Origin of the sequence: Nostoc sp. T09 (assembly GCF_002154695.1) — a bacterium.
Classification (GTDB): Bacteria; Cyanobacteriota; Cyanobacteriia; order Cyanobacteriales; family Nostocaceae; genus Aulosira.
This window is the reverse complement of the sequence record NZ_MTAV01000128.1, coordinates 1-13,895: the sequence shown is the minus strand read 5'-3', so window position 1 is coordinate 13,895 and position 13,895 is coordinate 1. Positions and strand designations below refer to the sequence as shown.

15 protein-coding genes are annotated in these 13,895 nt (G+C 40.9%); 7 read left to right on the top strand and 8 right to left on the bottom strand.

Features of this window, described 5'->3' with window-relative positions:
• Positions 1-146 precede the first annotated feature (146 nt).
• Positions 147-542: a DUF4112 domain-containing protein gene (locus BV372_RS24500; protein WP_086689100.1), complete on the top strand. Its 396-nt coding sequence runs from the start codon at positions 147-149 to the stop codon at positions 540-542.
• 308 nt (positions 543-850) lie between these two features.
• Here BV372_RS24500 and BV372_RS24495 read toward each other — a convergent pair whose 3' ends face one another.
• The 4 genes from BV372_RS24495 to BV372_RS24480 form a co-directional block, all read right to left on the bottom strand.
• Positions 851-1,456, bottom strand: coding sequence for a TetR/AcrR family transcriptional regulator (locus BV372_RS24495; RefSeq protein WP_086689099.1), 606 nt, complete (start codon positions 1,454-1,456; stop codon positions 851-853).
• 8 nt (positions 1,457-1,464) lie between these two features.
• Positions 1,465-2,220, bottom strand: a complete 756-nt coding sequence (locus tag BV372_RS24490; protein ID WP_256973435.1) for an alpha/beta fold hydrolase — start codon at positions 2,218-2,220, stop codon at positions 1,465-1,467.
• Positions 2,221-2,465: 245 nt separating this feature from the next.
• A complete protein-coding gene (locus BV372_RS24485) occupies positions 2,466-3,140 on the bottom strand; it encodes an HAD family hydrolase (RefSeq protein WP_086689098.1) in 675 nt (224 codons plus the stop codon).
• Positions 3,141-3,223: 83 nt separating this feature from the next.
• Complete coding sequence (locus tag BV372_RS24480) at positions 3,224-4,417, bottom strand: NAD(P)/FAD-dependent oxidoreductase (protein WP_086689097.1); 1,194 nt, start codon at positions 4,415-4,417, stop codon at positions 3,224-3,226.
• Positions 4,418-4,863: 446 nt separating this feature from the next.
• Between BV372_RS24480 and BV372_RS24475 the strand changes: the two genes are divergently transcribed.
• Both BV372_RS24475 and BV372_RS24465 read left to right on the top strand, forming a co-directional pair.
• The gene (locus BV372_RS24475; protein WP_086689096.1) at positions 4,864-6,585 is read left to right on the top strand and encodes an ATP-binding protein; all 1,722 of its coding nucleotides are present in this window, start codon (positions 4,864-4,866) and stop codon (positions 6,583-6,585) included.
• A 604-nt stretch (positions 6,586-7,189) separates the two neighbouring features.
• On the top strand, positions 7,190-7,582 hold the full coding sequence (locus tag BV372_RS24465; protein ID WP_086689094.1) for a PleD family two-component system response regulator: 393 nt from the start codon (positions 7,190-7,192) through the stop codon (positions 7,580-7,582).
• Positions 7,583-7,819: 237 nt separating this feature from the next.
• On the opposite strand, the gene BV372_RS24460 is transcribed toward BV372_RS24465, so the two are convergent.
• The 3 genes from BV372_RS24460 to BV372_RS24450 all read right to left on the bottom strand — a co-directional run bounded on the left by BV372_RS24460 (position 7,820) and on the right by BV372_RS24450 (position 10,682).
• A complete protein-coding gene (locus tag BV372_RS24460; protein WP_086689093.1) occupies positions 7,820-8,065 on the bottom strand; it encodes a ChaB family protein in 246 nt (81 codons plus the stop codon).
• A gap of 111 nt (positions 8,066-8,176) precedes the next feature.
• Positions 8,177-8,854, bottom strand: coding sequence for a DUF1345 domain-containing protein (locus BV372_RS24455; protein ID WP_256973434.1), 678 nt, complete (start codon positions 8,852-8,854; stop codon positions 8,177-8,179).
• Positions 8,855-9,053: 199 nt separating this feature from the next.
• Positions 9,054-10,682, bottom strand: coding sequence for a phospholipase D-like domain-containing protein (locus BV372_RS24450; RefSeq protein ID WP_086689092.1), 1,629 nt, complete (start codon positions 10,680-10,682; stop codon positions 9,054-9,056).
• A gap of 216 nt (positions 10,683-10,898) precedes the next feature.
• Between BV372_RS24450 and BV372_RS24445 the strand changes: the two genes are divergently transcribed.
• The 4 genes from BV372_RS24445 (at position 10,899) to BV372_RS24430 (ending at position 13,575) form a co-directional block, all read left to right on the top strand.
• Positions 10,899-12,068 carry a cysteine desulfurase family protein gene (locus tag BV372_RS24445; protein ID WP_086689091.1) on the top strand — a complete coding sequence of 390 codons (1,170 nt, stop codon included), beginning with the start codon at positions 10,899-10,901 and terminating at the stop codon, positions 12,066-12,068.
• Positions 12,069-12,269: 201 nt separating this feature from the next.
• Positions 12,270-13,004: a DUF1995 family protein gene (locus BV372_RS24440; protein WP_086689090.1), complete on the top strand. Its 735-nt coding sequence runs from the start codon at positions 12,270-12,272 to the stop codon at positions 13,002-13,004.
• 113 nt (positions 13,005-13,117) lie between these two features.
• Complete coding sequence (locus BV372_RS24435) at positions 13,118-13,318, top strand: hypothetical protein (protein ID WP_086689089.1); 201 nt, start codon at positions 13,118-13,120, stop codon at positions 13,316-13,318.
• Complete coding sequence (locus tag BV372_RS24430; protein ID WP_086689088.1) at positions 13,315-13,575, top strand: hypothetical protein; 261 nt, start codon at positions 13,315-13,317, stop codon at positions 13,573-13,575. Before BV372_RS24435 ends, BV372_RS24430 begins: the two co-directional genes overlap by 4 nt.
• A gap of 80 nt (positions 13,576-13,655) precedes the next feature.
• On the opposite strand, the gene BV372_RS38445 is transcribed toward BV372_RS24430, so the two are convergent.
• Complete coding sequence (locus tag BV372_RS38445; protein ID WP_218776761.1) at positions 13,656-13,826, bottom strand: pentapeptide repeat-containing protein; 171 nt, start codon at positions 13,824-13,826, stop codon at positions 13,656-13,658.
• Positions 13,827-13,895: the final 69 nt, after the last annotated feature.

Genomic DNA, 13,895 nt, shown 5'->3' with positions numbered 1-13,895 from the left:
GGAACAGGTAAGAACTACTTACATGCTTGGCGATGAAAATTTTTTCATGGGGACTGCCTTAAATTTCCTAATCTTGTTCTTTCTAACGGTACAAGACAAGCAATTCAAAATGGTGCAACCTAAAAGTAGTGTAAATATCGTAAATTATGGACGCTGCCAAACGCCTTGCTACGCTTAACCGCATCCGCAAACTCAGCCGCATCATGGATACATCTATACGCATCCCTGGTATCGGTTTTCGTATTGGACTAGATCCAATTATTGGCCTAGTTCCAGGTGCAGGTGATTTAATTAGTACAGCGTTTTCAGCTTACATCATATATTTAGCTACTCGCTTTGGTATACCACGCCAAGACTTAACGAAAATGATATTTAATGTAGGTTTAGAAGCAGTCGTTGGTACTGTACCTTTGGTAGGTGATTTGTTTGATGCTTTCTATAAATCTAATATTCGCAATTTAGAAATTTTAGAGCAACATCTAACGGTAGTTGAACCGAAAATTGAGGAAGTTCCTGTTGAATTTTACGCAAGTAAAAGATAGAAAGCTGCCAATAGTTCAGCACATACACTCACGCCGTTGGACACATTGTAAACTGGCTCAGATCAATGCCTGAGGTGGCAACAATCACATTAGTATTAGATACATCGTTGGAACAACGTTGTTCTAGCTCCAGGCTCTACTTACAAAAACTGAACTTAAATAGGCAAAGCAACCTCACAGAACTGTGGGGTTGTTCTTTTAATAAGTTAAATTCCCTCTCAACTAATACCAATTTGAAAAATGATTGCTACGGATGGAAATCTCAAACGCTTATCCGATAGATTTTATTTGGAAATCTCTAACGCTCCTTAGAGGATAGACTTTGGCATATTTGGGCAAAACTCCTCGATTAGCTGCGCTTTGACCTCATCCAACGGAAAAGTCTGCGGATAGGTCGAAAACATCAGCATGATACCCTGTAAAGTCGATGAAAAGTAGATGGATCTCTTCCTGGGATTGGCAACCCCCAGCTTTGTGAACATCTCAGTCTGCACCTCGAATTGCTTTGCTTGCTCATCCATCAACTTCTGCCCATATTTAGCTACGACTGGATCGAGTCTGGGTTGGGTAAATAGGTTGAGGTAGAAACGGAAAACTTCAGGTTGTCGGCGGACATCTTCCAACGCACCCTCGGCAATATGCCGGATTTGCTCGGTAGGCGTCTTTTTTGCCGCCGCCCCCTGCATTACAACTAACAGATCGTTGAGTCGGACATCGACCATAGCTGCGAACAGATCCTCTTTGCCTTTGAAGTAATGATAAAGAAGTCCTTTCGAGATATTTGCTGTCTTGGCCACCTCGTCAATTGAGGTGGCGTGATAGCCTTTGTTGAAGAAAAGATCCATCGCCGCTTTGAGGATTTGCTCCTTGGTAGCACGACGGATGCGTTCGTTCTCTTCTGGGGTGCGCGGCATTTTTCTCCTTACTCGCTCAGAAAATGGCCGATCAGGCTGTAAACCTCTGCTGAGTGAGTTAGGGTCGGCATATGATCTGCTCCATCGATTTCGGCAAAGCGAATATCAGGAACCTGCTTGAACAACTCAGCGATGCGGAAGAGGTCCTTACTGTCCTTCGTGCCAATGATAAAAAGGGTTTTTGCTTGAAGCTCATGTAATCTGGCGATCGCAGGCGGTTGCGGCCAAACCTGCTCGAAGCTTTTCCAATCAAAGTACCTCTGTGTATTGTGCTTTGTCATCTCATACATCAGCTCGCTCTGAGGGCTATCCATAATCGTGCTGTATATGGGCCCGTCTAACATCAGTTTGACCATTTTCTCAACATCCGGAGCCGTTGCCATGATTTGCGCATACCACTGTTCCATTTCTTTTGAGAATTGATAGCCTGAGAGTCCTGGAGCCACTAGCACCAGCTTAGATACTCTCTGGGGATAGGTCAGAGCGAAATCGGTAGCAATTTGTCCGCCGATTGAATGTCCCACAAGCGTCACTTTCTCAATACCTATGTGGTCGAGAAGCCTAGTTAAATCTTCCACGTAATTAGCGGCTTCTACAGGTGGTGGAGACTGTCCAGCACCGCGACCATCGAAGGTGATTACCTGATATTTCTTAGCTAACTGTGGAGCTATAAATTGCCAGTCGCGTAAATCTGCGCCGCCACTGTGAATTAAGGCGATCGCTTCACCAGTACCTTGAATTTCGTAATGCAGATCTATTGTCATATCCATCCTCCTTTAAGCCGCCAGCCCTAGGCGGTCACGATAGATGCTGTAGTCAACAATCTTCTTTTGATTGTGCTTACCACTATTGTCAATATAATTTATGACTGAATATACAGTCAATAGAAAAAACCATAGAAAAACAGCCCTCCTTCGACAGGAGGGTTGAGGTAGTAATTAATAGATAAATAACCTAGCTGAACAGTATTAACTGTAAGGGTTTAGCAGTAAATAACAGACTAGCTCAATTACAAAGATTGACTGCTGAGTGCTAATTTTTGCTCACGGTTAATCAAAATACCCCTCAAGCCAGCGGTTTTTGCAGCGTGATAGTCTTCGTCTACACTGTCACCAATGTGCCATGCGGCTTCAGGTGAGCAGTGATGTTTTTCTAAAGCAATAGCAAAAATTTGCGGATCGGGTTTAGCTGCATGTGCTTGGGTAGAAATTGTGATAGAGGCGAAAAAGTCTCTCAATCCCAAACTTTGCAACACCGAGTAAATACGGGAATCGAAATTAGACAGTATCCCTAACTCGATTCCCATCCGTCGCCAATTTACTAAAGCTGGTAGAACATCAGGATAGACAAACCACGGTTCAGCAGTGCCAAAGTGGATGTAGAGTTCGCTAAAAAAAGCCGAAAAGTCAGAGAATTGCTTGAGAACGCCTGCGCCTTCAAAAGTATTGAGGGCAATTATCCGCCACCAATCAAATTCACGTTGGGGAATATCTTGTGAATCTGCATCTGGAAATATCGGCGGTGGCGCTGCTTTAAAGCTTTCGATGAATGCTTTATTTAATGTATCAGCGGAAACCTCCACATCAAATTCCTGGGCTATCTGACGATAAACTTCGCCCACACTACCTTTAACCCCGATGAGTGTGCCTACAGCATCTAAAAAAATAACTTTCGGTCGTTCCATCAAAATGTTATGCTTTTGAGTCCTGGATTTGAAATTGTGCCTGATTATAGCTTCAGTGCATAGTTATATTTACGCACTATTTGCTACCGAGAAAGCGTTTCTATAATAGGACGGACTAGCCAATTAAAACCAACTCTCATCTGATGATCTAAAGTTGGCAATCGATACAAATAAGCAAGACGACGGGCTACGTATGCTAATGGACCGTCTAGTTTGATTCCTAAGCCAGTGAGAGTAGCATTATCTACACCCAATGACAACATTTCCCCTAACTTTTGATATTGGAAGGGCAGTAAGGGGCGATTGGTCAGGGAAGCCCAAATATTCCAAGCGGTATAATCTGCTTGTTGAAAAGCAGCTTGAGCAGTAGCTGGGACTTGCTGACCTTGGGCATCTACACAGTCGGCTAAATCTCCCAAAGCAAAGATTTCTGTATGTTCCAGAACTTGCAAAGTCTCTGTAGTAGTAATTTGACCACGCTGATTGTGTTTGAGAGATAGCGCTTTGACTACCGGACTCACCCTTGTTCCTACAGTCCAGATCGCTAAATCTACGGGAATTGTGTCTACTTGATTTTTATACTCTAGAGAAATAGTATCTTTCCCAATAGAATCTATATTGGTTTCTAAATCGATAAATACGCCCCGTGTTTCCAAAGCTTTTTTCGCTGCTTCGCGGTTAAATTCTGGGGAAGTTCGCAAAATTTGGTCAGTAATTTCTATGAGGCGGAAACGTCCTCTTTCTCCTAATCTGTCTGCTAACTTACAGGCTAACTCTACACCGCTGTAACCTGCCCCAACAATTGCCACCCGAATTTTATCAGCATCGGATTCTTCCAAAACCCGTAAGCGTTCTTCTAAACGATAGGCATCAGAAATTGTGCGGAATGGATAGGCGTAAGAGGTCGCACCAGCAACCAAATCTAGTGGGGTTTCTCCACCCAAGGCTAGCACTAATCGGTCGTAGGGTATTTCTGGGCCATTTTGTAACTGTACCCGTTGCTGGTCGATATCAATTCCCGCAATAACAGCTTGATAAAAACGTACACCTGTGCCTTGTAAAATTTCGGCGAAGGGTGGAGCAATTTCCCAAGTTTGTAGTTCGCCAGTGAGTAATTCGTATAGTAAGGGAGAAAAGAGGAAGCGATCGCTTTGATCTACTAGCACAATTTCGGGTTTTTGCGTAGATTCCCAAGGTAACTGGCTCAAGCGTAAGGCAGTATAGAGACCACCAAAGCCTCCTCCCAGGATCACAATTCTATGATTTTGTTGAGTCATCTTTTTTTAGGGACAGTCAATCCCAACTGGGCAACTAACATTCAGTGTAATGATTTATTTCTGTCTATTGCCATGATTCAAAAATCTAGGCATTTTCCTGAATGCAGTTCTGATGTGGGTAATATTACACCCTGGCTGAAATCGGGATTTGAGTGGCTGACAAATCTCTGTAATACGTTAATAATTTTATACAGAATAATTACTTAAAAGCACAATCTGCGATCGCAAATAGTAGTAGCGATCGCATCCAAGATTAATTCTGCTGAAAATAGCTCCTAGAGACTCAGCCATGAGGTTTTCCGAGTACATTTGTTACTCTATGTACTTTGCATGGGAACAATAAAGTTAAGTCGATCGCGGCTGCTTAATTAACTAAATATGACTTGGGAATATTTCCAGCTTAGTTTAACAACAACAATCTTGTGAACTGGTAGTGCCAAACTTAGATGACTCGAATCAATTTCAGAAAGCTAGTTACCCAAAAAGAATTCCTGACCATCCTCAACCACCTGGAAAAGGAGATGGGCACTGCTATCTGCATTGAAGATATAGATGGCAAACAACTAATTGGCGGCATTAATAGTGATATCAGCGCCTATAGATATCCGGTGAAGCTTTCAGAGGAAGTTATCGGTTGGGTAATTGGGGATCAAAAAACCGCTGCCATTGCGGCTCTAGTTTCTTACTTAGCACAACAGCAACAAGACAAGAAAGTAGTTGTTAGGGAATTGCTAGAAAAGTATGAAGAAATAGATCTATTTCAAGACCTTTCTACACAAGTTACAGCCAGTCTAGATGTCCAAGAAATTGCGCGATTGGTAATTGAGGAAGCCAAAAACTCAATTAACTCTACCAGTGGTGCAATTTTGTTGCTGGATGACAACAGTGGTGGGTTGAAAATTCTTTGGGAATATGGTCAGATTGGCACCCTAGCAAAACCCCTAAAGTTAGGTCAAGGCATAATTGGTACAATTCTTCAATCAGGTAACGGTGAGATTGTCAATCATGTCTCTACCGATTCTAGGTTTATGGAGTTTCAAGCTAGGGTAAGTTCTCTCATTTGTGTACCCCTAATGTCTAAAAAACAGATGATTGGGGCAATTGTCATGTGCAGTGAGACTCCAACCACATACTCTACTAAAGACTGGAAACTACTTAGCATTTTGGCATTGCAAACAGCAGGCGCGATCGAGAAAGCTCTACTTTATGAGCGTAGTTGCACAGCCGCACAAGTCGCTCAAGAACAAGCACAGCAACTCCAGCGCACCCTGTTTGAACTCCAGCAGACACAGACTAAGCTAATTCAAAGCGAAAAAATGTCTTCACTGGGTAATTTAGTTGCAGAAGTTGCCCATGATATGAACAATCCAATCAATTATGTCAGTGGTAACCTCAGCCATATTCAACAATATACGCAAGAACTTTTGGGTTTGTTACAACTTTATCGACAGCACTATTCGCAGCCAGTCTCGGAAATTCAAGCTGTGCTTGACAATCTTGAATTAGAGTTTCTGATCGAAGATCTGAACAAAATGCTATCGTCCATGATTTTAGGAGTTGGGCGGATGCGTCAACTTGCCTTATCTCTGAGGAACTTCTCCCGCTTGGATCAGATGGAGATGAAGCCAGTTGACATTCATGAAGGAATCGATAGCACATTACTCATCATGCAAAGCCGACTCAAGCCTAAAGAAAAGAACCTAGGTATCCAGGTAATCAAAGAGTACGGCAAGATTCCCTTGATTGAAGGCTATGCTAATCAGCTAAACCAAGTATTTATGAACTTAATTGCTAATGCGATCGATGCTTTAGAGGAATCAATGATCAGTTGTCAATGGCCAGTTATCACAGGAAAAACCACCGATCATCTCCAAATTCGCATTTCTACCGCGATGGTTGACTCTACTTGGCTGAAAATCCAAATTGCTGACAATGGCCCGGGTATCCCAGACAGCCTACAAAAGCGATTATTTGAGCCGTTTTTCACCACCAAGCCTACTGGTAAAGGTACTGGACTAGGGCTATCAATCAGCCACCAAATTATTGAGAAGCATGGCGGATTGCTGCGTTGTTTATCTCAGCCTGGAGAAGGAACCACTTTCTGTATTGAAATCCCAGCTATGCAAAGCACCTTCAAATCTGCTAACACAGATCTTACAAACGACTAACTGAACTAATTGAAACCACAAATTTATATAGTGACCAGTACTGCTACCCTATGGAAAAATCTACGGTCTAGCACTAATTTTAAGATTCAAGGTTGGATTGAATGCAGTGAAACCCAACTTTTACAAGGCTATGATAAGTTTCGTTATCGCTTTAACTATCGTACAAATAATTGTGGCGATCTACTTACAACGGAAAGTTTCATTGTTTTACTCATCATACAACAAAAGAAAAGAGGCTATCCTTTAGCCATCGACAATTACTCAAGTAAGACAATCCAGACAAAATAAGATTTGAGAAATATTCGGTAATGCTCTTGCCAGCATCGCCCGATAAAAGGTGTAGTAGTCAATAAAAACTCTTCAACCTTAAAAATACTGACAGACATATTACAGACACAGGGATACAATATTATTGAAACATCTAAAATTCAATAATGTCTACAATAATTACTGCTCAGTGAGTTCAATTTAATAAGCAAATATTTTAGGTCTTCTTAAAAAATAAATTACTGGAACTTATTCTAAGTTAAAAAAAACATAGAAAAAGTCTATTTATTTCATATTTTTTATTACCAATACCTCAATAGGATACTCATAAGTTTATATGAATAATAAAGTATTAATTGTTGATGATGAAACTAGTGTTCGTCTGTTGCTAGAAGAGGCTCTCGAGAGTTTAGAGCAAGAGGAAGTAGAAATATTAATAGCTAAAAATGGTGAAGAAGCACTAGAAATTATTCAAGCAGAAAAGCCAAAGCTTGTGTTTTTAGATGTCATAATGCCAAAGATGAGTGGAATAGAAGTTTGCAATACTGTTAAGAATAAACTAGAAATGCCAGATGTTTATATTATTATGCTAACTGCTAATGGACAGGAGGTTGATAAACAACAAGGTTGTGAGGCTGGTGCAGATTTATATATGACCAAGCCTTTCCGTTCCAGAAATGTTCTAAAAATTTCTCGAGAGGTGCTTGGTTTGTCGGCTATTAGCGAATAAGGTATGAAAATCCTACGAAAATTGTCAGATTTTTTGTGAAGGATTTCCTAGACTAATACTAGCTAAATCAATCGCTTGTATGCCACTCATTATTAGACTTTCATTTTAAATGATTTGAGATCCCTAGAGAAACGAGTAAGGATTATTATTTAATTTAGGTTTAAAGTTGTGAAAAAGCGAAAGGCGGTTTGTAAGTAGATAGCAACCGCCTTAAATTTAAAATTTAGCTAAAGGCAATTAATTGCCTCCAGTAGTGATAGCCTTATTGTGAATTGGGGGATCTTCAGCTTTTCTGTGCCATTGACCGCCATTACCTGGTTCATATTCATTCCTAACGCTATTCCAGGCTACATCACGAGCCGCTTCTTCACTCATACCGTTGTCTTGGGCTGCATTGAATGCGGCAAAGAACATCTGTTGGGCATGTTCAGGCAGTTGATCTCTAATGTCCTGAGGCAATTCGTCTATCTGCTTATAAGGCATAAACCTACTCCGATTATCTCAACTTAGGTTTATGCTAAAAAATAGAAAATTAGATTTCCTCTGCAAGTAGAGATATACAAACACCATACTTTTGGCTGAGAAAAACAATTTTTAAATCAGCCCTGCAATGATGTTGATGCTGATTGCCACAATGGTAGTGTTAAAAAAGAAAGATAATATACTATGAAGTAAAGTCAAACGTCTCATAGCACTAGATGTTGTTTCTACATCAGAAACTTGGCTAGTCATACCAATAACAAAAGAATAATAGAGAAATTCCCAATAGTCTGGATAGTCATTATTAGGAAAATCTAACCCTCCACTTATTTCTCCACTAGTATTAGTAGGAGTTTTATGTTGATAATAGCTATGTGCATATTGCAGGGCAAACATTGTATGCACTAGTAACCAAGAACCTACAATGGTCATAATCGAAAGTATGACATGTAAGGTTAACAAAATTGCTGATACGCCTTTTTTATCAGTTAGTAAAAACCCAATCGCTAACACACTAGCACAAGCCGCAGCAATCACCAGCATAAATATAGCCAAACGACCTTCGTATTCACTCTCAGCATAACGACGGGTTTTTTCAGGAGTAGCTTTGACCATCTTCCACCAAGTTATGGCTAGAAAAAAGTCAGAACCTGAGTTCCAAGCGCAGAGAATACGGGTAGGTAAGTGTAGCCAATGGGGAAGTATTAGTGAAATCAATGTAGCAACAAAGACAGCCACAATTAGCCTAGGTCGAGGATCGAAGTTTTTAAATAAATTGATTCTAATAGGCACTTTGAAAAAGTTTGAAATTTAGTAATTATATAAAACTTTACCTGATCTGTGATAATTTTTTTTTAAATACAACATAAGTATTACCCACAAAAATTTGGATGTGGTGGGCAGTGCCCACCCTACGCTACTTAAGATTTCTTATAAATTATTTAATTTTTCTATCTAATTTAGTAGCTGCTAATGTATTACATGTTAGCTCCTACCAAGTCACAGTACCTTCAAATTTGTTTAGCATCTTATTACTAATTCCTGGAACTTTGTCTAAGTCTTGTAAAGATGTAAATCTTTGCTGCTGACGGGTAATAATGATTCGCTGTGCTAACTTTTTACCAACACCAGGTAGAGTTACTAATTCTTCCAAAGTTGCAGTATTAATATTTATTTTTTTAATTACTTGGTTAGGAATTGATGTAGGAGTTTTTATTTGAAGACATTGTTTAGCTTCAGCAGCAATTTTTTGTTGAATTGTTGGTGGTAAACCAAGTTTGACATTAGTGTAAAGGCGAGCAAACTCGCGTACATAATGGGCTGCAACTGTAGGGCTTTCAATTACTACTAGAGTTTCGTCATTACCATTATTGGCTGCTTCAGACCAATTGTGCGAACCTGTAATTACTGTTTTTCCATCAATAACAGCAAATTTATGGTGCAATAAATCTCCTTTAGGTAAGGTAGGTACACCGACGCTAGTAATTGGATTATTCCAAGTATGGTTGTCTACTTCATATTTACATTTATCAGCGAGAGCAAACCCCATCATATCTAAAGCTTCGCTATAGGAACGATAAGCAAATTCTGGTTCAATTAAAGTCCGAATTTGGACAGTTTGTTGATAGCGATTTTCTAGGATATTGGCAAGCCGCTGATCGGAAAATACAAACAAGGCCATATCAACAGACTTAGTAGCTGATTCTAAGGTATTACCAATTAAACCATTAGTACTTTGACTCCAAGGTTGAGTTGGGGAAGTAGGAGAAAACTGTACGGTAATTTTAGTTTTACCCAAAGTGATGGTTTTTGGTAACCGCGCTGGTTTTTTCAAACCAAATAGACTATCTGGCTTTCCTCCTGGCCCATCGCCCCACATGGTGTTAAATTCTTCTGTAAATAAAGATGCTAATTCTGGGCTATCAATTTGTAAGAAGTTATTGGCATTGCCTAAACTGCTGGGATTGCTAAAATCTCCAAAGGTATCACTCAATGTAAAATTTGCAGAAGTTACAATCACAATCCGATTGTCTACAATCACAAATTTGTGATGCATCAAACTACTACCTGCTGAACCATCGGCTCGATCATCTATCCAAGGAATTTTGGCCTTTTGTACAATCACCAAAGCATCTCTTTGATTAATTTCTTCAGAACTGAGTTTATTATCTTGGTTAAGGTCTACAAATTTACGAAATTCGTTATAGCGTTCCTGTTCTCTTTTTTCTAACTTGCTTATTTCGTTAGGCGTTAGGCTACTCCAAGGACGGCTATAGGTATTTTCTAAAATTAACCTCACTTTTACCCCAGCGTTTTTTCTGTCTGCTAGTGCTTGGGCAACTTTAGGTAAACGTAATTCTTGAACCGCTACATCTACTGTAGACTTAGCCTGAGAAATAGCATTGACAATCTGCTGTTCTAAATTATCTCCCTGACGAGTTTGCTTACGGTAAGGTTCTGAAAATTCTGAGGATTGAGAATGGTTAAAGTAAACCTGAACAAATGGATCTTGTGGTAGAGGTGCTGGACGTTTATCCTGGGACTGGACTCTTTGACAAGAGGCAATGGTAAATACTAGAAAAAATATAAAATAATACTTCAGACCGGAAAAAAGTTGCACGGTAATCTGATAAAAGTAGATTGAGAGTTAACACATCATATTATTCCCAAAATAAAGGATGTCCAAATAAGTAGAAAAATAGCTTTACAAGCAGGGCAGAAAGTCTACTCAATGCAGAATTATTCACAGCTTTTCAAGTTTAAGTAACTTAACTGTATATGCTGAAAATATAGGCAACCAGTTGTAAGCGTATGTCTTCACTCATTTATTGGTGATATGCAAATATATTTAGATTACAGTGCTACTACTCCCACTCGCCCAGAAGCGATCGCAGCTATGCAAAAAGTTCTCGCTCAACAGTGGGGCAATCCTTCGAGTTTACATGAGTGGGGACAACGGGCAGCGACGATTTTAGAACAAGCCAGAATCCAAGTGGCTGGATTAATTAACGCTTGTGCTGCGGAATCTATCATCTTTACCTCTGGTGGGACTGAGGCAGATAATCTAGCGATCATGGGCGTTGCCCGGTTGTACAATGTTCCGCAACACATCATTATTTCTAGCATTGAGCATTCGGCAATTACTGAACCTGCGCGGTTGTTAGAAATGTGGGGTTGGGAAGTGACTCGCCTAGCGGTAGATGTTAAAGGCAGAGTTAACCCCTTAGATTTACAAGCCGCATTACGACATAATACAGTCTTGGTATCTGTGATTTACGGTCAAAGTGAAGTCGGCACAGTCCAAGCGATCGCAGAACTAGGAAATATTGCCCGTAAGCATGGGGCATTGTTCCATACAGATGCAGTGCAAGCTGTAGGACGCTTACCAATTGACGTGCAAACACTGCCCGTAGATTTACTCAGCCTTTCTAGTCATAAAATATATGGGCCGCAAGGTGCAGGGGCGTTGTATGTGCGTCCTGGTGTAGAGTTAGTACCCTTATTTTGTGGTGGTGGACAAGAAATGGGGCTACGTTCTGGGACGCAAGCCACACCTGTAATTGCTGGTTTTGGCGTAGCTGCTGAACTAGCAGCCCAAGAAATGTCCATAGAGACACCCCGCTTAATTCAATTACGCGATCGCTTATTTGCTCAATTAGCTGATATAGCTGGTTTAATTCCCACAGGCGATCGCGATCAGCGCTTACCGCACCATCTAAGTTTTTATTTAGAACATGCCGATGGGGAAAAACTTAGTGGTAAAACTTTAGTACGACAATTAAATCTAGCGGGGATTGGGATTAGTGCTGGCGCTGCTTGTCACAGTGGGAAACTTAGCCCTAGTCCGATATTGTTGGCAATGGGTTATTCTGAAAAAGCTGCTTTGGGAGGTATTCGCATGACATTGGGGCGCGAAACTACTGAAGCTGATATAGATTGGACAGCGATGGTGTTAAAGCAGGTTTTGCAAAGACTGACACCAAATTTATCTTTAGCTAACCGTTAATACGCCTAGTACACTGAATTGCGATCGCTTTTCGACAATGGAAGTTTCGATTAATGTCATCTGAGGATGAATATTCTCTCCTTCCTTCTGCCCTCTGCCTCTCCGAAGTTCCGATTGGAGGAAGCCTCCGTTCGGACTTCTCTCTGCCTTCTGCCTTAATGCTGAAACAATAGAAATAGACACCAAAGTATCAAGCAGACTATGAGTGAACTTCCTAACAGTCTTGAAGAAGCGATCGTCCAATCTCGCACAGCTACCCAAGCTGCTTTAGCAGATGGCCATACTCGCGTACAAGTTGAGTTTTTGTTCCCAGAACTCAAATTTATGCTTGTGGCGGAAGACTTTCTCCCTGCGTTTGCCGAATATGATTCCCGCCTGAAGGTTTTCTTTGCTGATGCTGGTGCTGCGGCCCTTGCCCGCCGCGAATGGGCAGATGCAAAATTTAAAATTGAGGATATCGGGACAGGTAGGGCTACTGCTGTCGGATCAAAAGTTCAGCCAGAAGACGAAATTTTTCTATTTGTTGCACCCAGTTCTGTTGAAGTAGCGCAAATGGAAAAACTCTGTCAAGAAATTGGCGATCGCCCTGTAGTTATCTTAAATCCTCGCTTAGAAGATTACGGAGTTGTAGGGCTTGGCTATGCAGCCAGACAAGTCCGCGAACGTTTTATTGGTAGCATCGAATCTTGCTACTATTTACGTCCCGTTGACGATCAAACTGCTGTGTTTCGTTGCTACCCAGGACAGTGGGAAATTTGGGTGGAAACAAACGACGAGTATCAAAAAATTGCCGACTTGCCGAAAAAACCATCCGGTGATGAATTAGATCTCATTTTGATGAAAGGACAAACTCAAACAACAACCGACGCCACACCTGCGAAAAAACCTGGTGTATTTAAGAGTTTGCAACGGTTTTTAAAGGCGTTGAGTAGTTAACAAAAAGCAGGTAAAGCAAAGGTAGCAGTGGATATTTTGTCATCTGCTGCCTTATTTTATTAAGGTATTTATATAGTTGAACTAGTCAAGCCAAAAGCTGAGTGTCCATTACTATGAGTACTCTACAGGAAATTGAGAAAGCTATAAGTCAACTGTCGCCGGAGGAGCTTGCTGCTTTCCGTGCCTGGTTTGCGGAATTCGATGCGGCTGTATGGGATAAACAGCTGGAGGCAGATGTAGCTGCGGGACGGCTTGATGCTCTAGCAAAGAAAGCGTTGCAAGATTTGCAAGAAGGACGCTGTACTGATCTGTGAGACACCGAGCAACCCCAGATTTTTGGTATTACTATCGACAATTGCCAGGTGATATTCAAGAATTTGCCGATCGATGCTACGAGTTACTCAAGCAAGATCCTCGCTATCCATCGCTACATTTCAAGAAAGTGGGGCGTTTTTGGTCAGTAAGAGTGGGTTTACACTATCGTGCGCTTGCTGTCGAACAGGATAACGATTTTGTCTGGTTCTGGATTGGAACACACGCAGAATATGACAAACTTTTAGAGTATGGGTAGCAAGCAATTTCACAGATTACATTATGGTGATCGCATCCAAATTGCCGCTTTTCAACGATAATTTTGCCGCAATTAAATTTTTACCCACTGTATCTGGGTTCGACTTCTATAGTTCCATCAGGTAAGATAGTTTTCCAAAAAAAGGCGTAGAAAATACTGGAATCAATTGTTAGGTTATTGGCAAGACTAAAGTTGGTCTCAATCAAGATAGCCCAACTTAAATCAGCATTGAGCAAGTTAGCACCTCTCAAACTTGCCCTAGTGATACCAATTTAAATGGTGTTTAGGGCAAATAGGGCATCGAGAATGAAGGAATATCC